Here is a 21,207-nt window from a genome sequence, read left to right as displayed (position 1 = left end):
TGCAACCTTTTAGCCCCCAGCGGGCTCGTGGTAGCACCACGCCTTTCCGCCCGTGCTTATGCAATCACTATTTACCCTCGCGCTCGGCGCCGCCCTGCTGGCTGGCGTCGCCCCGGCCTCGGCCCAAACCACCTACCGCCTCGGCCTGCGCGGCGGCCTCAATAGGGCCCTGAGCACGACGGACCCGGCCAGCAACCAGTCCAATCTGCCGGCCGGCGAACTGCAAAACGACAAGTCGGCCCTGCTGGCCTGGCAAGCCGGCGTGGCCTTCGAGGCCCGCTTCGGGAAGCTGGCGTTTCAGCCGGCGCTGCTGTTCTCGCAAAAAGGCAACGAGTTCAGCACCGGCCGCTACACGGGTGGCGTATTCGGGGCCACTGCCCGCATAGCGACCGGCACTACCCGCACCAATTGGCTGGAGCTGCCGCTGAACGTGGTATACACCCTGCACGGCGACCACGGCCTGCAACTCTTCGCGGGGCCCTACGTGGCGCTGGCCGTGGGCGGCCGCCAAACCGGCACGTACAGGGACTACTTAGGCCCGGCCATCGACACGTGGCCGGTTGACTTTGACAACCGGGTAGCTTACGGCACTGGCACCTGCAACCGGCGCCTCGATGCAGGTGTGAACTTTGGAGTGGGCTACCGCCAGGGGCCCCTGCAAGTGCAGCTGGGCTACGGCCTGGGCCTGCGCAACTTGTACCAAGCGCCGCCGCTGCTGTTCGCGCCCAGCAGCACGAGCTACGACCCTGGCCGCGGCTTTGCTGACGAAAAGGCGTACAGCCGCGTGGCGCAGCTCACGGGCACGTACTTCTTCAGCCTGTAGGCCGGCGTGGCCGTTTTTAGGGCCCCGGGCCAGAAATAGGAGCATCGGTGGGGGGGCGTTTACCGTAGGGAAAGGCAACCGCGGGCCGGTTACGCCGCGGGCCATTGCCTGCGCAACCGCCCGCCTTGCCCCATGACCAAGCCAGATTATTCGGAGCGCGACAGTAACATCAAGCTGCTCACCTACACCATTCTGCGCCGCCGCGAAGGCGTGCCGAACGACCTTTTTCACTACTACTGGAGCGATGCCCACGGGCCCCTGTGCGCCCGGCTGCCGGGCCTGGGCTACTACGTGCAGTACCACTTCGCCCGCGAGCAAAGCGCCAACCTTTGGCCGCTGCCTCCGGGCGCGCAGGCCGACGGCAGCGTGCTCGACGGCATGGTGGAAATCGGGTTTTCTTCGGCCAAAAACCAGGGGAAGTTTCAGAAAGCCAGCCCGGTTCTGTTCAAAGACGAGCGCAACTTCATTGGGCAAGACGCGGCCTACGACCTGCCGGACGGCTCCCGCACCCTGGTGGACCACGACGCCAACCCCACGCCCAACGCCCCGGAAACCGCTTACCGGCTGCTGCTGCACCTGCACGGGCCCCAGCTGAAGCCGCTGCGGGTCGCCGCCACCCGGCTGGCCGAGTCGCTGGCCGCCCAGGCCGGCATCCTGAAGGTGCGCCTGCACCTGCCCGAGCCCTACGACAATAGCCAGCCCGCCCCCGCGGCCCCCGACGTGCGCCACCGGCTGCCGGCCCAGCTGCTGACCACCGCCGCGCTGGAAATCCGCTGGGAAAACCGGCTGCTGGCCGAGGGCTACCTGCGCAGCGCCGAGTACGAGGCGCTGGCCGCCGGCTTTGAGGACGTGGTGACTTCGCTGGGTGCCTTTTTGGTGCAGGACGTCATCGTGTTCATCCGCGACGGCGTGCTGACCACGGCGGGCCAGCGCGGGGCCCGTCCCGCCCGCCTCATCGAGCAGATTGGGGCCCTGAACCAGACCAGCGCCGACGTGCTGGCCTACTTCCTGCCCCAGGCGTAGCGGAGCGAGGGGTGCCCGGTGGCCTGGCAAGGCCACTGGGGTATTTTACTTTTATAAAATTTAATTGCGCACAATCAAACATTAGGCAATCGAACACCGTTTATAAAGCCGAAGCCTATGGAAGCTACCCCCGCCCCCGACGCCAAAAACTCCTTACTGAAGCTCGAAAGCCAGCTTTGCTTTCCGTTCTATGCCGTGTCGCGGCAGCTCACCAAGGCCTACCAGCCCTACTTGCAGGCGCTGGGCCTCACCTACCCGCAGTACCTGGTTTTCCTGCTGCTGTGGGAGCACCAGGAGCTGACGGTGAAGGAGCTAGGGGAGAAGCTGCTGCTCGATTCGGGCACCCTCACGCCCTTGCTCAAGCGCATGGAACAGCGGCAGTGGCTCAGCCGCCGCCGCGACCCGCGCGACGAGCGCTCGGTTGTGGTGGGCCTGCTGCCCGCCGGCCGCGCCCTGGAAGCGCAAGTCGGCGACATTCCCCTGCAAATGCTCGCCAAGGTCAACATGTCGCCCGCCGAAGTAGGGGCCCTGCGCGTGCACCTCACCCACATTTTGGCCCAGCTGGCCTAAGCCGCTGGGTTTTTTATTACCGTTGCTTATGAATACCAACACCATCCTATTGGCCAGCCGCCCCCAGGGCGTGCCCACAGCCGCCAACTTCCAGTTTGAAACCCGCGAAGTGCCCGCCCCCGCCGCGGGCCAGGTGCTGCTCAAAACCCTGTACGTATCCGTCGACCCCTACATGCGCGGCCGGATGAGCGCCGCCAAGTCGTACGTCGCGCCCTTCGAAGTGGGGGCCCCCATTGCCGGCGGCGTGGTGGCCGAAGTGGTGGAGAGCCGCAGCGAAGCCCTGCCCGTGGGCAGCGTGGTGGTGGGCAACCTGCCCTGGCAGGAGCACAGCGTGGCCGAGGCCAGCGCCGTGCAGCGCGTGCCCGCGGACCAGGCCCCCGCCAGCTACTTCCTCGGGCTATTGGGCATGCCCGGCCTCACGGCCTACTTTGGGCTGCTCGACATCTGCCAGCCCAAGGCCGGCGAAACGGTGGTTGTCTCGGGCGCGGCCGGTGCCGTGGGCTCGATAGTGGGCCAGCTGGCCAAAATCCAGGGCTGCCGCGTGGTGGGCACCGCCGGCTCCGACGAGAAGGTGGCCTACCTGAAAGAGCTGGGCTTCGACGAGGCCATTAACTACAAAACCACGCCCGACCTGGCCGGGGCCCTGGCCGCCGCCGCCCCCAACGGCGTGGACTGCTACTTCGACAACGTGGGCGGCGCCATCACCGACGCCGTGTACGACCTGCTCAACAAGCACGCCCGCATCGCCCTCTGCGGCCAGATTTCGACCTACAACGCCACCGACGCCCCGGTGGGGCCCCGGCCCGAAGGCAAGCTGCTCAAAACCAGCACCAAGCTCCAAGGCTTTATCGTGAGCGACTACCACGCTCGCTGGCCCGAGGGCGTAAAAAAGCTCACCGAATGGTACGCCGCCGGCCAGCTCAAGGGCGAGGAAACCGTGACCAATGGCTTCGACCAGATTCCGGCCGCGTTCCTGGGCTTATTCGAGGGCGAAAACACCGGCAAAGCCGTGGTGAAAGTCGCTTAATCCGGGCCCCCCTTATTTCTTTAATTATGAGTGCCGAAACCCAGAACATCATCGCCGTGGCCGCCGAGTGGCGCGCCCAGCCCGGCCAGGAAGCCACCGTGCGCCAGCTGATGCTGCAAGCCGCCGCCGCCGTGCGCCAGCACGAGCCCGGCAACCTGCTCTATGTGGCCCACCAGGACGCCGCCGACCCGGCCCGCTTCTTTTTCTACGAGCAGTACGCCGACCAAGCCGCCCTGGAGGCGCACCGCGACTCGGCGCATTACCAGGACCTGGTGGTGGCCCAGATCGTGCCGCTGCTGGCCGAGCGCAAAGTCACCTTTTACCAGCTGCTAGGCTAAAGCCAGCGGCGTACCAGCCGCGCCCGCTTAGGGCGGGCGCGGCTGGTTTTATTTCCACTTTGTAACTGACTAAGATTATGAAAATCGCCATGATTTTGACCTCGCACGACGAGTTGGGCACCACGGGCAAGAAAACCGGCTTCTGGCTGGAAGAATTTGCCGCGCCCTACTACGTGTTTAAGGACGCCGGCATCGACCTCACGCTGGCCTCGCCCAAGGGCGGCCAGCCGCCCCTCGACCCCAAAAGCGACGAGCCCGGGGCCCAAACCGAAGCCACCAAGCGCTTCAAGCAAGACGCCGCCGCCCAGCAAGCCCTGGCCCATACGGTATTGCTCGACACCATCAAAGCCGCTGATTTCGACGCCATCTTTTACCCCGGCGGCCACGGCCCCCTCTGGGATTTGGCCGAGGATAAAAACTCCATCGCTCTGCTCGAAACCGCCTACGCCGCCGGCAAGCCGCTGGCCCTGGTGTGCCACGCCCCCGGCGTGCTCCGCCACGTGAAAGGCACTGATGGCGAGCTGCTTGTGAAAGGCAAGGCCGTCACCGGCTTCACCAACACCGAGGAAGAGGCCGTGCACCTCACCGACGTAGTGCCTTTCCTAGTCGAAGACATGCTGAAAAACGCCGGCGGCACCTACGCCAAAGGCGCCGATTGGGGCCCCTACGTAGTCGCCGCGGGCCACCTCATCACGGGCCAAAACCCGGCCTCGTCGGAGCCCGCTGCCCAGGAGCTGCTCAAGCAGTTGGGTAAGTAGCCTCTCAGCTTACCTAAGCACAAAGCCGCCCCGGAGTCCCTTACAACAGGGGCCCCGGGGCGGCTTTGCGTTTGTGTAAACCGGCCTACTCTACAGCGGGCGCAACAGGGCGCGGCAGGGGGCCCCATCGGCGCCGATGATGCGCAGGGGCAGGCAGATCAGCTCGTAGTCGCCGGGCTCCACGTCGCCCAGGGCGAGGGCTTCGATGACGGTGATGTTGTGGTCGAGCAAGGCGTGGTGGGTATCGGAGCCGCCCACCGAGATGTAGTCCACGCCCACGCACACCACGCCGCGTTGCTGAAGGAACTGCGCAGCCGGGAAGTCGAGCTTTACGAAGTCGGGGTTGAAAGGCTGGTGCGTCCAGTCCGCGTCCGAGTTGCGGGTGCGGAAGAGGATGCGCTGGCCGGGCTGCGGGTCGAGCGGCTCTACTTCGGCCAGCGTGATGAGCTTGGGGTCGTGGATGCGCACCACGCGGCAGGGCCCCAGCAGCGTGTTCAGGTCGAGCGTCGTCACGTCGGGCCCGTCCTTGATGAAGTGGCGCGGGGCATCCACGTGGGTAGCGGTGTGCACGCTCATGCTGATTTCGCTCACGTTGGCCGGGTCGCCGTAGGCAAACGAGCGTGTGAGGCGCAAGTGCACCGGGGCGTTGTCGGGCCAGTGCACCATTTGGTCGGAAATGGGCGTGGTGATATCGAGGTAGTTCATGGAAGATTGGGTGTAGCGTGGGCTCGGCGAGTCCGCGCGTTAAACATTCAGCCGCGGGGGCTCGCCGAGCCCACGCTACGGATATTACTTGCCCCTTGGTTGCAACAGCTTGGCCACAAGGCCCGTCCAGCCGGTTTGGTGGCTGGCGCCGAGGCCCTGGCCGGTGTCGCCGTGGAAGTACTCGTGGAAGAGCAGGTAATCTTTGAAATTGGGGTCGGTTTGCTGCTGGGCATCGGCGCCGAAGCAAGGGCGCTGGCCATTTTCGCCGCGCAAAAACAGGCCGGTGAGCCGGCGGCTGAGCTCATCGGCAATGGCCAAAAGGGTGCTGTACTGCCCGCTGCCGGTCGGAAATTCCACCTTGAAATCGTCGCCGTAGTAGTGGTGGAAGCGCTGCAACCCCTCGATGAGCAAGTAGTTGACCGGAAACCACACGGGGCCCCGCCAGTTGGAGTTGCCGCCGTAGAGGCTCGTGGTCGATTCGCCGGGCTCGTAGGTCACCGTGAACGACTGGCCGTCGCCGTGGAACACGTAGGGCGTGTCTTTGTGGAACTTGGAGAGGGCCCGCACGCCGTGGTCGGACAAAAACTCGGCCTCGTCGAGCGTGCGGCGCAGCAGGGCCTTGAGGCGGTGGCCGCGCAGCAGCGAGAGCAGGTGGGTGGCGCCCTGGCCGGGTTCCTGCCAGCGGCTCACGAGGGCCGCCAGCTCGGGCTGGTTGGCCAGCACCCAGTTCAGGCGGGCCGTGAACTTGGGCGATTTTTGCAGCAGCTCGTCGTCGAGCACTTCCACCGCAAACAGCGGCACCAGGCCCACCACCGAGCGCACCTTGAGCGGGGTACGGCCGTCGGGCGTTTTCAGCACGTCGTAGTAAAACTCGTCCTCCTCGTCCCACATGTCGATGTCGTGGGGCCCGTAGCCGGTCATGGCCTGGGCAATGGCCAGGAAATGCTCGAAGAATTTGCCGGCCAGGTCCTCGTACACGGGGTTGGTTTGGGCCAGCTCCAGGGCCATGCGCATCAGGTTCAGGGCGTAAAGGGCCATCCAGGCCGTGCCGTCGGCCTGCTCGATGTACACGCCGGCGGGCATCGGGGCCGAGCGGTCGAACACGCCGATGTTGTCGAGCCCCAAGAAGCCGCCCTCAAAAATGTTGCGCCCGGTGGTGTCCTTGCGGTTCACCCACCACGTGAAATTCAGGAGCAAGCGGTGGAAAATGGTTTCCAGAAAGGCCACGTCGCCGGGGCCCCCGTGGTGCTTCTGGTCCATCTTGAACACCCGAAACGCGGCCCAGGCGTGCACCGGCGGGTTCACGTCGCCAAACTGCCACTCGTAGGCCGGCAGCTGGCCGTTGGGGTGCATGTAGCGGTCGTGGCACAGCAGCCGGAGCTGGTCCTTGGCAAAGGCGGGGTCCACCAGGGCCAGCGGCACGGCGTGGAAGGCCAGGTCCCAGGCCGCGTACCAGGGGTACTCCCAGTTGTCGGGCATCGAAATGATGTCGTGGTTGCGCACGTGCGTCCAGGTGGCGTTGCGCCCCTCCTGGCGGCTGGCGGGCGGGGCCGGGAAGGCGGGGTCGCCGGCCAGCCAGCGGCGCACGTCGTAGTAGTAGAACTGCTTGTTCCACAACATGCCGGCCAACGCCTGGCGCTGCACGGCGCGGGCGTCGGCGCCGGCCAGGCCGTGCTGCAGGGCCCCGTAAAAGGCGCCGGCCTCTTGCCGGCGCTGGCCCACCAGCTGGTCAAAATCGGCAAACGGCGCCGCCAAATCTTGGGGGCCCAGGCGCAGGCGCAGGGTCTGGCTTTGGCCGGCCTCAATGGTGAGGACGTAGTGGGCCGCGGCCTTGGTGCCGCTGTGGTCGGGGTTCACGGCGTCGGCGCGGCCGCCCACCACGTACTCGTTCAGCCCGTCTTTGAAGAAGCGCACGCCCGGCCGGGGGGCCGCCTGGTAGAGGCGGGGCGCGTTGGTTTCGTTGTCGCAAAACAGCAGCTCGGGTCCCCCGTCGGCGTGCAGGGCCAGGCCGGGCAGGTCGCGGTGGTGCACGGCAATGCGGCCGGCGTCGGCGGCGCTTAGGCCGGGGCAGTAGTCGTCTTTATCGCCCCAAGCCCAGGTGTTGCGCAGCCACAGCGTGGGCAGCACGTGCAGCGGCGCGGCCTGGGGCCCTCGGTTGTGGGCCGTGATGGTGATGAGCACGTCCTGGGGCCCCGCCTTGGCGTACTCCACGAAGATATCGAAGTACTTGTCCTCCCGGAACACGGCCGTGTCGGCCAGCTCAAACTCGGCGTCGTCGCGGGTGCGCTTGGCGTTTTGCTGCACCAGCCAGTCGTACGGAAACTTGTGCTGCGGGTACTTGTACAGCATCCGCATGTAGCTGTGGGTGGGCGTGTTGTCGAGGTAGTAATACGCCTCCTTCACGTCCTCGCCGTGGTTGCCCTCGGGCCCGCTCAGCCCAAACAGGCGCTCCTTGAGGATGGGGTCCTGCCCGTTCCAAAACGCGGGCGCGAAGCACAGCAGCTGCCGGTCGTCGGAGATGCCGCCCAGGCCGTCCTCGCCCCAGCGGTAGGCGTAGGCGCGGGCCATGTCGTGGGTCGTGAAGTTCCAGGGCTCGCCGTTAGCCGAGTAGTCTTCGCGCACCGTGCCCCATTGCCGCTCGGCCAGGTAGGGCCCAAAAGTGCGCCAGGGCCCCACGTCGCGCAGGCGTTCGTGTTCCGCAGTCATAATAAAATGTAGAAATGTGGGGATGTGAAAATGTGGAAATTGGGAAGGCCGGCGCTGCCCATAAGCAGCAACTGCCAGGCGGGAAGACGAACGGGCACAGCCCGCACATTTTCACACCTTCTCATTCCCACATTCTGCACATTCTAAGCCCTAGCCGCCGGTGGCGAAGCCGGGGTAAAGCGTCATGCCGCCGTCCATGAAAATGGTTTGGCCGGTGATGTAGTCGGCCTCGTCGGAGCAAAGCCAGGCGGCCAGGCCCCCAATGTCTTCCACCTCGCCCACCCGGTCATAAGGGATGAGCTTGAGCAAGGCCGTTTCGGCCTCGGGCGTGTTCCAGGCGCTGGTGTTGATGGGCGTTTTGATGGCCCCTGGCCCGATGCTGTTCACCCGAATTTTGTGGGGTGCCAGCTCCTGAGCGGTGCTTTTCATGAGCTGCATGATGCCGCCCTTGCTGGTGGCGTAGTTCACGTGGCCGGCCCACGGAATGACTTCGTGCACGCTGCTGGTGTGCAGGATGACGCCCGTGGCGCGGGCAATTTCGGGCTGGGGCCCCCGGCGCAGGAACTCCCGGGCCGCCTCGCGCGAGCACAAAAACTGCCCGGTCAGGTTCACATCAATCACCTGCTGCCACTGCGCTAGGGTCATGTCCACAAGGGCCGCGTCCTTCTGCTGGCCCGAGTTGTTCACCAAAATGTGCAGCGTGCCGCACTGCTCGATGATGTGGGCAAACATGGCCTGTACCTCGGCCTCTTTGCTCACGTCGGCCGCAATGGCGAAGGCCTTGCCGCCAGCGTCGGTGATGGACTTGACTACGGCGTCGGCCTTATCGGAGGGGCCCCCGTGGTAGTTGACGAATACGGTGGCGCCATCGGCGGCAAACTGGCGGGCGATGCCCGTGCCGATGCCCGAGCTGCCGCCCGTAACGAGGGCGATGCGGTTTTGTAAGCGCATGGTGTGAAGAGGCTGGTGAAAGCGAATAGCTTGCCCCGCAAACGAGCCAAGGGCCCCCAGGGTTAGATTAAATCGGGATGAAGAAGCTGACAGAAAACCGTTTAAGCTCGCGTTAGTGTGGGGCTAATGGGTTGGTTATTAGAGGGCCAATACAATGCTGCCGGCCACGATTAGGCCCGCGCCCAGGGCGGTGCGCCAGCTCAAACTTTCGCCCAAAAACACCACCGCCAGCCCAATGGCCAGCGCCACGCTCAACTTGTCGATGGGGGCCACCTTGGCCACGGGCCCCAGCTTCAGGGCCCGGAAGTAGCACAGCCACGAGGCCCCCGTGGCCAGCCCCGACAGCACCAGAAACGCCCACGTGCGCCCGCTCAGCGCGGGCAGCCCGGCGGTGGCCCCGCGCCCAATGGCGATGCCCCAGGCCAGGATGAGAATCACCACCGTGCGAATGGCCGTGGCCAAATCCGAATCGACGCCCTTAATGCCCACCTTGGCAAACAGCGCGGTGAGGGCCGCAAACACGGCCGAAAGCAGGGCGTAGGGGAGCCAGGGTGCCATAAAATTTCGAGAGAAATGGGCAGAAAATTTCGCCGCTGAAAAGGCATACGCGCATTTCGCCCCGCGCGCTCAGCCGGCATTCACGCCGCCGGCTTTATTTCGCTGCCATGAGAAAGCTACTCCTCTTGAGCGCGTGCTTGCTGGCCCTCGCCGCCCGCCCCGCCGCTGCGCAAACGGCGAGCCCGGAAATTGTAGTGGTGCGGGTGTACGAATACCCGACCAAAGTGCACCTCGTTCTTACCCGGGGCGAAGGCAAAAGCGAAGTAGTGGAATTTGACAGTGGCGCCAGCGACAAGCGGTTGAGTGCTTCCGGAGAAGGGTATTACAAAGTCGTGAATAAGTTGTACCAGGAAGGCTACGCGTTGCAGAGTACTTTTTCTGGTGCCCAAGGATACACTACGTTGCTGTTTGCTAAGAAACCGTAGGTAACTCGTTGGCTGGCAAGATTGCCAAGAAAATCCCGCCGCTGATGCAGCAAAACACGCCGTTTTGTTGTTAAGAAACCATGTCCTCACTTCCCGCCGACCCCGCCTTCCGCCGGCCTGACCTGCTGCGCCTCGACTACGACACCTACCGGGCCCTGCCCGCCATTGCCAACTCCGACCTTTCGCGCCTGCGCGACGCCCTCGACGGCCGCCCCCCGCGCACCGACGGCGGCAACCAGGGGGCCCTCAGCTTTGGCACCGCCTTCCACACCGCTTTGCTCGAACCCGCTGATTACCAGGCTGGCCAGCCTGGCTTGAACGATACGCTGGTGTGGTGGCTGGTGGAGGGTGTAAAGCTCAATACCGAGCTCAACCGCCTGCTTGAGGCCGGCACCCCCGAGCCCAGCGTGCTTTTCACCGAGCCCCAAACCGGCACGCTTTGCAAGCTGCGCGCCGACTTGGTGGTGGACGCGCCCGGCCTGCCCTACACCATCGTCGACTTCAAAACCACCAACGCCCGCGACGCCGACCATTTCCGCTGGCAGTGCTCGGCCTACGACTACGACCGCCAGGCCGCCTTCTACACCGACGCCCTGGGCGCCGAGCGGTTCCTGCTGGTGGGCGTGCAAAAGTCGGAGCCCTTCGGCGTGTTTCCCCTCGAAGTAACCGACCAGATGCTCGCCGAAGGCCGCCAGAAATACCACCGCCTGCTGCGCCTGCTGCAAGCCCCTGCCACCGCGCCCGCCTACCGCGCCGAGGCCGTGCAAGCCGCCGTAAATGCCCTGGGCCTCAGCGCCGAAGAGCTATAGCAAAGCTGTAGCGCGGACTTTGTAGTCCGCGTTTTTGAACGGTCGCCCAACGATTATTGGCAGGACGAAGCGAGGGCCGCGGACTACAAAGTCCACGCTACACGCGCCGCGCTCGTTCAACAGCGCGGACGCGCTTCAGCCGCGCTACACCGTGTCCAGGCCCTCGGCGGCCAGCTCGCGCAGGATTTCGCGCAGGCCGGCGGTTTCGTGGAGCTGGCGGGCCACTTGCTGCACGTAGTCGGCCTCGGCGCGCAGGTCGCGCTTGATTTGGCGCAGCTCCAGCTCGCGCTTTTTGCCGGTGCTGGTGCCCAGGCCGTCGGGGCCGTTTTGCAGGGCGTTGAGCTGGTTTCTGAGGTCGATTTGCTGGCGGTGCAGGGCCTGGGTGTAGGCAATGAGCACGTCGGCATCGGCCGCGTCGGTGTGGGCCGAGTCGGCCATCAACTGCAATAAAGCGTAGAGGTCGCCGGTCTCGTAGGCGGCCGTTATCTCCTGCATCAGCTCGGTTTTGATGCGCTGCTGGGCGGGGTCGCGCTCCAGGTCGGGGTGGTGGGTGCGGGCGAGCTGGCGGTACACGGTTTTGGCGCTGGTTTGCAGGCGCTGCTGGTCGGCGCGGGCCGCCAGGGTGGTGGCCTGCGCCAGGCGCTCGGCCCGGGCCTGCTCCCGCGCCTGGGCCGCCCGCTCCCGGGCCGCGGCCGCCGCATCAGCAGGGGCCCCGGGGCCCCCGGGGGCTGCCTCGGCGGGTGGCGCGGCCCGGCGGGCGGGCACGTACCGGGCCATTATGGCCGCCTCGTCTTCGCCAAACCGCTCGATGAGGGCCCCCGCATTGCCCACGATGAACTGCACAATCTGGGTTTCCTCCAGCCGGCTGAAGTAGGGCGTGAGCAGGGCCCCTTCGAGGGGGACGTACAGGGCCCGGCGGGCAGCCACCACGGCCGCGGCGGCGGGGCCCACCTGCTGCCAGTAGCGCTGGCGGGCGGCGGCGCGGGCCTCCTGGGCCGCCGCCAGCTGCGCCCGCAGCCCCTCCAGCACCAGCAGCGCCCGCCGAAAAGCAGACTGGGCAATGCTGCTCGGGGCGCAGGCTTCGGACTGCGCCACCGCCAGCCGCGCGCAGGCTTCGGTAATAACGGGGGTGCGGGGTACGCGCACCGGCGCAGGCAGGGGAGAGGCGGAGGGAGCGATTTTCTTCATGGCAGGCAGCGGCAGCGGGTACATAACGCCCGGCTAGGGCCAAAAGTTGAACGCCACCCGAAACGTGTGGCAGTGCGCGTCCACGATGTCGGCCAGGCGCTCGGAGTAGCCGCCGCCCATGCTCACGGCCACCGGCAGGGCCCGGGCGCGGCACAGGCCCAGCACCAGCTCGTCGCGCCGCTGGCAGCCAGCGGGCGTGAGGGCCAGCTTGCCCAGCTTGTCGGTGGCCAGCACGTCCACCCCAGCCTGGTAGAAGATAAAGTCCGGCCGCACCCGGTCCACCAGGGGCCCCAGTGTATCGGATAAAATCTGCAAATACGCCGCGTCGCCCGTGCCCAGCGGCAGCGCAATGTCCAGGTCCGATTGCTCTTTGCGCAGTGGGTAGTTGGCCCCGGCGTGCATCGAAAACGTAAACACCCGCGGCTCGTCGCGGAAAATGGCCGCCGTACCATCGCCCTGGTGCACGTCCAAATCCACGACGAGCACCTGCCGCGCCAGCCCGTGCGTCAGCAGGTGCGCGGCGGCAATGGCCTGGTCGTTGAGCACGCAAAAGCCCTCGCCGCGGTCGGCAAAGGCGTGGTGGGTGCCGCCGGCCAGGTTCAGGCCGATGCCGCTTTTCAGGGCCCCCAGCGCCGATTGCAGCGTGCCGGCGCTGCTGCTCAGCGAGCGGCGCACCAACTGCGGGCTCTGCGGTAGCCCCAAGTTGCGCACCTCGCGGGCCGAGAGCTGCAAGTCGCGCACCCGGTGCCAATAGGCGGCGGTGTGCACCCGCAGCACGTCGGCCTCCGCGCACAGCCCGGGCTCGTAAAAATCGTCCGGCGCGGCCACGCCCTGCCACAGCAGCTGCTCCCGGATCAGGGCGTACTTGGCGATGGGGAAGCGGTGCCCGGCGGGCAAGTCCAGGGTGTAGTGGTCGGAAGTAGCAAGGCGCGGCATACCCGGCAGGTACCGCCAAACCGCCGCGGATGTTTTTAGGGCCCCAGCTACCATGCAACAGTGGGGCCCTGTTGCTTCTCCCGCTCGCCTCCTGTCATGCCCATTTAATGTCCCGAAGGAAGCCTCTTACCACGTTGGCAGGGTAACGCCGACATAATAGCGGGTTAATACTTGAAATAATTATTGCGGGATTAATGGAGGATTAAAGCAATAATTCAGCGATTAATTAACCGCCCAAAAAAATATTTATTAATTATTTGAAAATTAGTTGCGCAATTAAAATTAATCCTCAACCTTTGTCGCACCAAAAGCAAACAACCATGTACCGCCAACTGATCCGCACCAGTATTTCAGCCAAGACGCAGCCAAAACGGCTGTCTCTGCTCGGTACGTTTGCCTGATTTCAGCCCCGCTGAAACCCGACGCCGCCCGAGCCCACAACGCTCGGGTTTTTTGTTTAATGACGCTTTCATAGCCAGTTAGTCATTCGTCCCGTGCCGTTCCTCCCCGCCCAGCCCCTGAGCAAACAGCCCGTTCGCCGCCCCCATCGCGGCCCGCGGGACCGGCGCGGCCGTGCTTTCTTACTGCGTAAAATGCCCCGATAAATTCGGCCTGCATAGCGCACCTAACGAAAGCCCGGCTCCTCCAAAGCCGGGCTTTTTCATGCAATTAGTTAACAAATAAAAACACGTTTTATTTGCCTGGGATAAATGCGCCCACTAATAATTAATTAAGCAGCAGTGCGAATTAATTAGGCACGATTAATTGCCGATAAAAAAGCTATTCGGAAAGTATTTAGCGCGGCATTCAGCGTGTAGAGCAGCAGCTTTTCCGCGGCTATGGTACGGGAAAGGGCGGCTGGGTAAAACGGGGTAGTCCGGCGACTTTTTCAGTCGCGGGGCCGCTCTTACCAAAGAACAGGGCCCCTGTTCAAACGCCAGAGTGGCCTGACGAAGCCCTTTGGGCAATTCGCCGGACCACCCCGCTTTAAACGGCCTATAGGCCCCGGGAGCGACTTTTTTAATCACTGCAGCGCCCCGAACTCTTGGGCAGGGGCCCCGCTCACAAGAAACTTTTTTGCTCGCCATGTCCTTATAATAACTCCATTGGAAAGACGGCTGCGCATTTTGGCGTAGTCGCCGACCGGGGCGGCCTCACTGCGGTGGACCGTCCCAAATCGGCCAACTCCGTTTGGTTCAGGTGCCGTAAGCGGGCCTATTTTGCTGGTAATTTCCGGCGCTGCTCCGGCCGCGCCTTGGGTATAAGCCCCGCCCCCTGGCCCTGGCCGTGGGAGGAAATGCGCACCAGCGGCCCGCTGCCCTGGATTTCGGAGAAGGCTGACTGTTACTTGTTTCTGGGTGGGTGCCGCAGCCGGGCCAGCCCCCGCTCCAAACCCGGCGTGGGTGCGGCTTCTGCCGGCTGCGGCCCCAATCCGGAAACGTTAGTAGCCACAACGGGCCGGTGCCGGCGGCTGCGCGGCCGCCCCTAATTGCGGGGGCGGCCCCCGTGGCCCGGCCCGTCGCGGCTAAAAAAACCGATCCTTTACCAACGCCGGGGCCCCCAATCAACGCGGCCCGCTGCGCGTGCAACACCCCTTTTATGGCTTCTCAATTACGCGGCAACGACCTGCGGCAGCTCGGGTTTCCCGAGGGCCGCGCCATTGGCCTAGCGCTGGCGCAGCTCCAACGCAAAGAGCACAAGCGCCTTACCCAAGCCGAGCAGCTGGCCCTGCTCGGCCGGGTGCTGGCCGATCCTCCCGCTTTCCTTGCCGACCTGGCCTGGAGCCACACCGCCGCGGCGCTGCTGCCGGCCCCCTCGCGCCACATCGCCCTGGCCGAGCGCAAGCCCTACGCCACCTTCGGGGCCGAGCACATCGAGGCCGGGGCCATCCACCAGATGGAAACGGCCATGAAGCTGCCCGTGACGCTCGCTGGGGCCCTCATGCCCGACGCCCACCACGGCTACGGCCTGCCCATCGGCGGTGTGCTGGCCACTGATAACGCCGTGATTCCCTACGCCGTGGGCGTGGACATTGGCTGCCGGATGGCGCTGTCGGTGTTCGACCTGCCGGCCAAGTACCTCGCCCAGCGCACCCAGGAAATGGGCAAGCTCTTGCTGGATAACACCCGCTTCGGCTCGGGCCGGTCCTGGGAGCGGGGCCAGCGCCTCGACCACGCCGTGCTGGCCGACGACACCTTCCGGGCCGTGCCGTTCCTGAAAAACAAGCTCGACAAAGCCGCCGAGCAGCTCGGTACTTCGGGTTCGGGCAACCACTTCGTGGAGTTCGGCATCGTTGAGATTACCGACCCGGCCAACGACCTCGGTTTGCCCCCGGGCCAGTACGTGGGCCTGCTCTCGCACTCCGGCTCGCGGGGCCTGGGCGCGGGCATCGCCAACCACTACACGGCCCTGGCCATGGAGCAGTGCATGCTGCCTGCCGAAGCCAAGCACCTCGCCTGGCTGGGCCTCGGCACCGAAACTGGCCAGGAATACTGGGCCGCCATGAACCTGGCCGGCGACTACGCCTCGGCGTGCCACGACCAGATTCACCGGCGCATAGCCAAAGCCCTAGGCGAAAAGCCGTTGGCGAAAGTAGAAAACCACCACAATTTCGCCTGGCGGGAAACCCTGGCCGATGGCCGCGCCGCTGTGGTGCACCGCAAGGGCGCCACGCCGGCCGGGGCGGGCGTACTCGGCATCATCCCCGGCTCGATGACGGCCCCCGGCTTCATCGTGCGGGGGCGGGGCGCGGCGGCCTCGCTGGCCTCGGCCTCGCACGGGGCCGGCCGGCTGATGTCGCGCACCCGCGCCAAGGCTGAGCTGGGCGAAGCCCAGGTGCGCCAGCACCTGGCCGCGCACGGCGTAACCCTGCACGGCGGCGGCCTCGACGAAGCCCCCATGGCCTACAAGGACATCCACCAAGTGATGGCCAGCCAGCGCGAGTTGGTGGACGTGCTTGGCTCCTTCACGCCCAAAATTGTGCGCATGGACGGCGCATAGTTTGCGCCGTTAATAATGAAACAGGGCCCCGGCGCGCAATGCGTCCGGGGCCCTGTTTCGTTGGTATTCAAGCCTGCTACTCCGCCGCCGGCTCGGCCGCTACTACCCGCACGGCATCACCCACGCGGATGGTGCCGCCGCGGGCAATGTGCGCCGTGAGGCCGCCGTGGCCGCGCATGGCGTTGTAGCCGCCGGGGCCCAGTTCCTCCTCCATGCGCGAGCAGGGGTGGCACTCGCCGGTGATGTCGAGCAGCACCTCGTCGCCGATTTGGATTTGGCGGCCTTTGAGGGCCAGCAGGTTGAGGCCGCTCACCACCAGGTTGCGGCGCAGGCGGGCGGGGTCGAGGGGCCCCGGCAGGCCCAGGTAGCCGGCCACCGCGGGCAAGTGCTCGGCCTGGATGAGGGTGATTTGGCGCTTGCCGCCGGCCTTGGGGCGGGCGTGGTCGCCGGCCAGGTGGGCATCAGTAATGACCTCGGCTTCGGGCACGCTCAGCAGGGGCTGGCGGCGGGCCGGGCGCTGGCCAATCCAGGCGAGGCGGCCGGTTTGGGGCAGGGTGGCGAGCAGGCGCGCCACGGTCGATTTATCGTCGCCGAAGAAGGGAAAAGGCATGGAGCTAGGAAACCAGAAAAGAGGAAAAGTACGCCCAGGCCGCGGGGGCCCCCGGGGCCCTAAAAAAGCCGGCCTGCAAAACCACACAAATATACCCGCGGCCTTAACCCCGGCCCGGCCCTTACGTATGCTAAGCAGGCCGTTTACAACAGCCTTTCTCCCTAAAAAATCTTTTAAATCCCTTGTTTTATGGCCGTTCCTGCCAAAACCAAAGACGCCGCTCCTAAAAAAGCTGCCAAAAACGTAACCACCTCGGTAGCCGTTGCCAACCTGCCCAACAAGGCCGTGAACGTACAGCCCGTCCTCAACCAGCAGATCAACGCCCCGGCCCCGACCCAGAAGTTTGGCACCGTGAGCCAGCGCCTGCCCATCGGCCTGGCCGATAACGTGCGCCTGGAAAGTGTGCAGATGCTGAACCAGTTGCTGGTTGATACCATGTCGCTGCGCGACCTATATAAGAAAAGCCACTGGCAGGTGACGGGCCCCACGTTCTACCAGCTGCACTTGCTGTTTGACAAGCACTACGAGGAGCAGTCGGAGCTGGTGGACACCATCGCCGAGCGCATCCAGATTTTGGGCGGCGTGGCCTTCGCTATGGCCGCCGACGTGGCCGAAAATACCCTCATTCCGCGCCCCCCGCGCGACCGCGAGGAGGCCCCCGTGCAGATTTCGCGTCTGCTGGAGGCCCACCAGATTATCCTCCAGGAGTGCCACGAAATTGCTAAAAAAGCCGACGAGTCGGGCGACGATGGCACCAACGACTTGGCCGTGAGCGACGTGATGCGCGCCAACGAGCTGCAAGTATGGTTCGTATCGGAGCACGTAGTGGACTCGCCCCTGGTGCACGCCAAGTAAGCTGCTGCAACCCTATAAAAAGGCGGCCCCCGGTATCGGGGGCCGCCTTTTTTATTTGCCGTCGCGCAGGGCGGCCAGCTTTTCCTCGTGGTTGTCCTCCGCCTCCTCCACCGAGTGGGTTTGGCCGAGGTCGGTGTCTTGCTTTGCTTTTTCGGCCAGCAAGCAGAAGAACTGGTGGAGCACCCGAATCTCCTCCTCCGACAAGTCTTGGGCGTTGATCATGCGGTTGCTGGCGCCCTGGGTGGCCGCAATCAGCTCGTTGAGCTTGAGGTGTAGCACCAGAGAATCCTTGTTCTGGGCCCGCTGGATGAGAAATACCATCAAAAATGTGACGATGGTGGTGCCTGTGTTGATGACCAACTGCCAGGTCTCGGAGTATTTGAACAGGGGGCCCGTGGCCGCCCACAGCAGCACCACGCCCGCCGAACCGATGAATGCGGCCGTCGAACCCGAGAACCGGGTGATGCTTTCGGCCAGGCGGCCAAAAAAAGAATTGGTTTTGGCAGAAGAAGCACCGGTAGCCATGCCGCAGTAAATGAGCGTAGAAAGCAACGAAGATGGTAAACTTTTGCTGCGCAAAAGGTGAAGTAGGGCCCCGGTATTCGCAAAAAAAGCCGCCCCCCGTTGCGGGGGCCGGTTCGGCAGCCTATCTTTGCACCCGCTTCGCCGCCTCAGCGGAGTCGGTTTCGGCCGAAGTTGCCCGGTTCAGTGCCCCAAGTTTGCGCACGTGGTGAAACTGGTAGACACGCCATCTTGAGGGGGTGGTGCCTTCGGGTGTGGGAGTTCGAATCTCCCCGCGCGCACTGAACAAAAAAGCCCGCTGCAAAGCGGGCTTTTTTTATGCCCATTGGGGCCCTATTCCCGCTCTTGCCCCTCAAACGGGTTGGCGGGCACCACCAGCAGCACCTGCTCGCGCTCCACAATAACCTGGCCGGGCCGGGCCCCTTTGGGCTTGCGCACGAATTTCTTGGGCGTAACGGTAACCGGGCACAGCGAGTCGTTTTGGCGGCGCGAGTACCAGGCGGCCAGCTGGGCGGCGTGCTCCAGCACGGGGGCGGGCACGGGCTGGCCGGCGCGGTGGCGCACCACCACGTGCGAGCCGCTTACGTCCTTGGCGTGCAACCAGTAGTCGTCTTTGTGGGTGTATTTCTGGGTGAGCAGGTCGTTATTGGCGGCGTTGCGGCCCACCAGGATCGTGAAGCCCCGGTCCTCAAACACCTTGAAGGGCAGCTCGGTGGGTCCCTTGCCGGCGGCCGCGGCGGGCTCCAGGCCGTGCTGCTTGCGCCAGGCGCGAAAGGCGCGCAGCTCGGCCAGCGCGGGCTGGGTGTCCAGCTCTTCCAGCCGCTCCAGGGCCCCCAGGGCCTCCGTTTCGCGCCGCTCGATGCGCTGGCTGAGCTGGCGCTCCTCAATTTGCTGGTTTTTGGCCTTGCGGTAAAGGTTTTCGGCGGTGCGCTGGGGCTTCTCGCCGGTTTTTAGCTTGACGAGGCGCGGCTGGTTGGTGTAATAATCCAGCAGCTCGACCTCGGCCGCGCCGGCCGGAATCTCGTGCAAGTGCGCCATGATGAGGTCGGCGGCGTGGCGGTAGCCGGCTTCGTGGGCCAGGGCGTGCAGGCGCTGGCGGGCGTGGGCCGCGCCAGTAGTAGCCTCGTCGGCGCGGCGCGTGAGGGCCTGGCGCACCTGCTTGGTTTCGGCTTCAAGGGCGCGGCGGGACAGCGCCATGGGCACGAAGCGCCGCAGGGCCCCCACGGGGTCGGCGCCGGGCAGCGTGTCCAGGATTTCGCCCAGCGGCAGCAAGCTCAGCCGCGTGCGCCCGTCGAGCCGGATGAGGTAGTAGTGGGCCGGGGTTTCGAGCTGCGCCAGCACCTGGTTCACTAGGCGCATCTGGGCGTCCGGCGGGGCCGCATCGTAGCCATGGGCACGCAGGTAGCGGGCCGGCAGGTCGGCCAAGGCCGGCGGCAGCTTGGCCTTTGTCTGAACCACGGATTTATCGGATGGGTCGGATTTCGAGGATGACGTGGGCGAGCCATCAGCCGGGGGCCCTAGGGCGGTGCTAGGCGCTGGGGCGCCTGGCGCGGCCGCCGGGGCCCCCGGCGCGGGCCCCGGGCGCAGGTCGGCATCGGCCAGCAGGCGCTGCTGAAACAGTTGGGCCGGGGCGTCGGGGGAGGAGCGGAAAATGGCGTTCGGGCGCGGGCCGTAGAGCTTGAACACCAGCCGGGCCCCGCTGCGGAAGTTGACTTGCAGCACCCGGTCCTGGGGCCAGGCGGCCACGGTTTCGACCAGCTCACCCAGTAGCTCCGGAAACAAATCGACCGAGTTGGCGCGGGCCCGCTGGAAGGTTTCGGGCAGGGCCAGGGCCGGAAAGGTGGCCCCGAGCTGGGCCTTCAGCCAGAATTCACGCGCGCCATCGGTCAGCCCAATCACCAGCTCGTCCTTTTCTTGCGAAAAGCAGCTGGCCACCCGGTAGCCCCGCAGCTGCGCCGTGAGGGCCGGGGCCAGCTGGCGCAGGAAGTAGTAGTTGGTGTGCATGGTGCGCGGGGGCCCTACACCGTCACTTGCAGGCCATCGTAGGCCAGCCGAATCCAGGCGGGCAGCTCGGCTTCGACGGCTAGGTGGCGGCCCAGCTGGTGGCTGATGTGGGTGAGGTAGGCGCGCTTAGGTCGCAGCTCTTCCAAAATTTCAACGGCCTCGGCCAGGGTGAAGTGCGACACGTGCTGCTCGCGCCGCAGTGCGTTCAGCACAATCACGTCGGCGCCCTGCATCAGGGCCCGGGTTTCGGCGGGCAGGTGGTTGGCGTCGGTGAGGTAGCAGAAGCCGCCGATGCGGAAGCCCAGCACGGGCAGCTTGTGGTGGCGGGCGCGCAGGGGCTGCACGGCCACGCCGCGCACGTCAAACGGCGCGTCGTCGGCCAGGATGGGGTGGAGGCTGACCTGGGGCACGCCGGGATACTTGTTTTCGGCGAACACGTAGGCAAATTCCTTCTTTAGCTGCTCGAGCACGCGGGGCTCGCCGTGCACCGGAATTTCCTGCTGCTGCCGGAAGTTGAAGGCCCGAATGTCGTCGAGGCCCGCCGTGTGGTCTTTGTGCTCGTGGGTGAACAGCAGCGCGTCGAGCTGCGTGATGCGGGCGCGCAGCATCTGCTGCCGGAAGTCGGGGCCCGTGTCCACCACCAGGCTGCGGCCGTCTACGGCTATGTGCACGGCCGTGCGCAGGCGCTGGTCGCGGTGGTCGAGCGAGCGGCACACCGGGCACGTGCAGCCAATGATGGGCACGCCCGACGACGTGCCGGTGCCGAGAAAAGTGATGGTCACTACGCAGGAAATTAGGGGCCCTTGCTTGGGCGCTGCGGGGCCCCCGGCCGGGCAGCCCAGCAGCGCCGGGGCCCTACGGTTCGCAACTATTGGTTTCGAATTAATAAATTATAAATAAACGGGTAGTTGCATTTCGCCCTGATAATAACGAAAGCGGCGTATCCGTTTATTTATAATTTATAATTCAAAATTTATACTATAAAATACTAGCTCACGTACTGTTTCACCACCCGCACCAGGGCGTCGAAATCCAGCGGCTTGGGCAAGTAGTCGGTCACGCCGGCCTCGCGGAACTGCTCCATGGAGTAGTTGTTGGCGTTGCCGGTGATGGCGATGACCGGCAGTTGGTTGATGGCCGGGTTGGGGTGGCGGCGGATGACGCGGGTGCACTCCATGCCGTCCATCACAGGAATGTTGATGTCCATCAGTACGCAGTCTACCGGGTTGGCTTCCAGCTGCTTAATGACTTCGCCGCCGTTGCGGGCCAGCACAATTTTGTATTTTTGTAGCTCTAATATTTTGCGGGTTAGGTTGAGAATAACGGAGCTGTCTTCGGCGATGAGCACAGTTTTCGTGCTGGTTTCGGGGGGCATGGCAGGCGGGGCAAAGGGGGTGAA

21 protein-coding genes and 1 tRNA gene are annotated in these 21,207 nt (G+C 65.0%); 11 read left to right on the top strand and 11 right to left on the bottom strand.

The window, feature by feature from the left end; translation table 11 throughout:
* Positions 1–58 precede the first annotated feature (58 nt).
* The 6 genes from EAH73_RS08695 to EAH73_RS08670 all read left to right on the top strand — a co-directional run bounded on the left by EAH73_RS08695 (position 59) and on the right by EAH73_RS08670 (position 4,539).
* A complete protein-coding gene (locus EAH73_RS08695) occupies positions 59–823 on the top strand; it encodes a porin family protein (RefSeq protein WP_140466104.1) in 765 nt (254 codons plus the stop codon).
* Between the two features lie 132 nt (positions 824–955).
* A complete protein-coding gene (locus EAH73_RS08690) occupies positions 956–1,846 on the top strand; it encodes an EthD domain-containing protein (RefSeq protein ID WP_140466103.1) in 891 nt (296 codons plus the stop codon).
* A 117-nt stretch (positions 1,847–1,963) separates the two neighbouring features.
* Positions 1,964–2,416, top strand: coding sequence for a MarR family winged helix-turn-helix transcriptional regulator (locus tag EAH73_RS08685; RefSeq protein WP_140466102.1), 453 nt, complete (start codon positions 1,964–1,966; stop codon positions 2,414–2,416).
* Between the two features lie 28 nt (positions 2,417–2,444).
* Entirely contained in the window at positions 2,445–3,443 is a 999-nt protein-coding gene (locus EAH73_RS08680) for an NADP-dependent oxidoreductase (RefSeq protein WP_140466101.1), read from the top strand.
* Between the two features lie 26 nt (positions 3,444–3,469).
* Positions 3,470–3,781, top strand: coding sequence for a putative quinol monooxygenase (locus EAH73_RS08675; RefSeq protein WP_140466100.1), 312 nt, complete (start codon positions 3,470–3,472; stop codon positions 3,779–3,781).
* A 77-nt stretch (positions 3,782–3,858) separates the two neighbouring features.
* A complete protein-coding gene (locus tag EAH73_RS08670; RefSeq protein ID WP_140466099.1) occupies positions 3,859–4,539 on the top strand; it encodes a type 1 glutamine amidotransferase domain-containing protein in 681 nt (226 codons plus the stop codon).
* Between the two features lie 90 nt (positions 4,540–4,629).
* Here EAH73_RS08670 and EAH73_RS08665 read toward each other — a convergent pair whose 3' ends face one another.
* From EAH73_RS08665 to EAH73_RS08650, 4 genes are all read right to left on the bottom strand, one after another.
* Positions 4,630–5,244 carry a cyclase family protein gene (locus EAH73_RS08665; RefSeq protein WP_140466098.1) on the bottom strand — a complete coding sequence of 205 codons (615 nt, stop codon included), beginning with the start codon at positions 5,242–5,244 and terminating at the stop codon, positions 4,630–4,632.
* An 84-nt stretch (positions 5,245–5,328) separates the two neighbouring features.
* Positions 5,329–7,950 carry an MGH1-like glycoside hydrolase domain-containing protein gene (locus EAH73_RS08660; protein ID WP_140466097.1) on the bottom strand — a complete coding sequence of 874 codons (2,622 nt, stop codon included), beginning with the start codon at positions 7,948–7,950 and terminating at the stop codon, positions 5,329–5,331.
* 150 nt (positions 7,951–8,100) lie between these two features.
* Complete coding sequence (locus tag EAH73_RS08655; protein ID WP_140466096.1) at positions 8,101–8,901, bottom strand: glucose 1-dehydrogenase; 801 nt, start codon at positions 8,899–8,901, stop codon at positions 8,101–8,103.
* Positions 8,902–9,039: 138 nt separating this feature from the next.
* Positions 9,040–9,459, bottom strand: coding sequence for an EamA family transporter (locus EAH73_RS08650; RefSeq protein ID WP_140466095.1), 420 nt, complete (start codon positions 9,457–9,459; stop codon positions 9,040–9,042).
* A gap of 107 nt (positions 9,460–9,566) precedes the next feature.
* Here EAH73_RS08650 and EAH73_RS08645 point away from each other — a divergent pair, with 107 nt between their 5' ends.
* Both EAH73_RS08645 and EAH73_RS08640 read left to right on the top strand, forming a co-directional pair.
* Positions 9,567–9,884, top strand: a complete 318-nt coding sequence (locus EAH73_RS08645; protein ID WP_140466094.1) for a hypothetical protein — start codon at positions 9,567–9,569, stop codon at positions 9,882–9,884.
* A gap of 80 nt (positions 9,885–9,964) precedes the next feature.
* The gene (locus EAH73_RS08640; RefSeq protein WP_140466093.1) at positions 9,965–10,693 is read left to right on the top strand and encodes a PD-(D/E)XK nuclease-like domain-containing protein; all 729 of its coding nucleotides are present in this window, start codon (positions 9,965–9,967) and stop codon (positions 10,691–10,693) included.
* 144 nt (positions 10,694–10,837) lie between these two features.
* Here EAH73_RS08640 and EAH73_RS08635 read toward each other — a convergent pair whose 3' ends face one another.
* Both EAH73_RS08635 and EAH73_RS08630 read right to left on the bottom strand, forming a co-directional pair.
* Positions 10,838–11,881, bottom strand: coding sequence for a J domain-containing protein (locus EAH73_RS08635; RefSeq protein ID WP_140466092.1), 1,044 nt, complete (start codon positions 11,879–11,881; stop codon positions 10,838–10,840).
* A 33-nt stretch (positions 11,882–11,914) separates the two neighbouring features.
* Positions 11,915–12,817, bottom strand: coding sequence for a histone deacetylase (locus tag EAH73_RS08630; protein ID WP_140466091.1), 903 nt, complete (start codon positions 12,815–12,817; stop codon positions 11,915–11,917).
* Between the two features lie 1,599 nt (positions 12,818–14,416).
* Here EAH73_RS08630 and EAH73_RS08625 point away from each other — a divergent pair.
* Positions 14,417–15,817 carry an RtcB family protein gene (locus tag EAH73_RS08625; protein WP_140466090.1) on the top strand — a complete coding sequence of 467 codons (1,401 nt, stop codon included), beginning with the start codon at positions 14,417–14,419 and terminating at the stop codon, positions 15,815–15,817.
* 76 nt (positions 15,818–15,893) lie between these two features.
* Here the strand turns inward: EAH73_RS08625 and EAH73_RS08620 are convergent, their stop codons facing one another.
* On the bottom strand, positions 15,894–16,427 hold the full coding sequence (locus EAH73_RS08620; RefSeq protein WP_140466089.1) for an MOSC domain-containing protein: 534 nt from the start codon (positions 16,425–16,427) through the stop codon (positions 15,894–15,896).
* A 189-nt stretch (positions 16,428–16,616) separates the two neighbouring features.
* Here EAH73_RS08620 and EAH73_RS08615 point away from each other — a divergent pair, with 189 nt between their 5' ends.
* The gene (locus tag EAH73_RS08615; RefSeq protein ID WP_140466088.1) at positions 16,617–17,282 is read left to right on the top strand and encodes a Dps family protein; all 666 of its coding nucleotides are present in this window, start codon (positions 16,617–16,619) and stop codon (positions 17,280–17,282) included.
* A gap of 51 nt (positions 17,283–17,333) precedes the next feature.
* On the opposite strand, the gene EAH73_RS08610 is transcribed toward EAH73_RS08615, so the two are convergent.
* Positions 17,334–17,807: a low affinity iron permease family protein gene (locus EAH73_RS08610; protein ID WP_140466087.1), complete on the bottom strand. Its 474-nt coding sequence runs from the start codon at positions 17,805–17,807 to the stop codon at positions 17,334–17,336.
* Positions 17,808–18,003: 196 nt separating this feature from the next.
* Between EAH73_RS08610 and EAH73_RS08605 the strand changes: the two genes are divergently transcribed.
* Positions 18,004–18,085: transfer RNA gene (locus EAH73_RS08605), tRNA-Leu, on the top strand.
* Between the two features lie 52 nt (positions 18,086–18,137).
* Here EAH73_RS08605 and EAH73_RS08600 read toward each other — a convergent pair.
* The 3 genes from EAH73_RS08600 to EAH73_RS08590 form a co-directional block, all read right to left on the bottom strand.
* Complete coding sequence (locus EAH73_RS08600; protein WP_140466086.1) at positions 18,138–19,808, bottom strand: NFACT RNA binding domain-containing protein; 1,671 nt, start codon at positions 19,806–19,808, stop codon at positions 18,138–18,140.
* Between the two features lie 14 nt (positions 19,809–19,822).
* Entirely contained in the window at positions 19,823–20,590 is a 768-nt protein-coding gene (locus tag EAH73_RS08595; protein ID WP_140466085.1) for an MBL fold metallo-hydrolase, read from the bottom strand.
* Positions 20,591–20,796: 206 nt separating this feature from the next.
* Entirely contained in the window at positions 20,797–21,183 is a 387-nt protein-coding gene (locus tag EAH73_RS08590) for a response regulator (protein WP_068233985.1), read from the bottom strand.
* Between the last annotated feature and the right edge of the window lie 24 nt (positions 21,184–21,207).

This window comes from Hymenobacter nivis (assembly GCF_006439025.1).
GTDB classification, from domain to species: Bacteria; Bacteroidota; Bacteroidia; order Cytophagales; family Hymenobacteraceae; genus Hymenobacter; species Hymenobacter nivis_A.
This window is presented reverse-complemented; position numbering and strand designations above follow the sequence as displayed.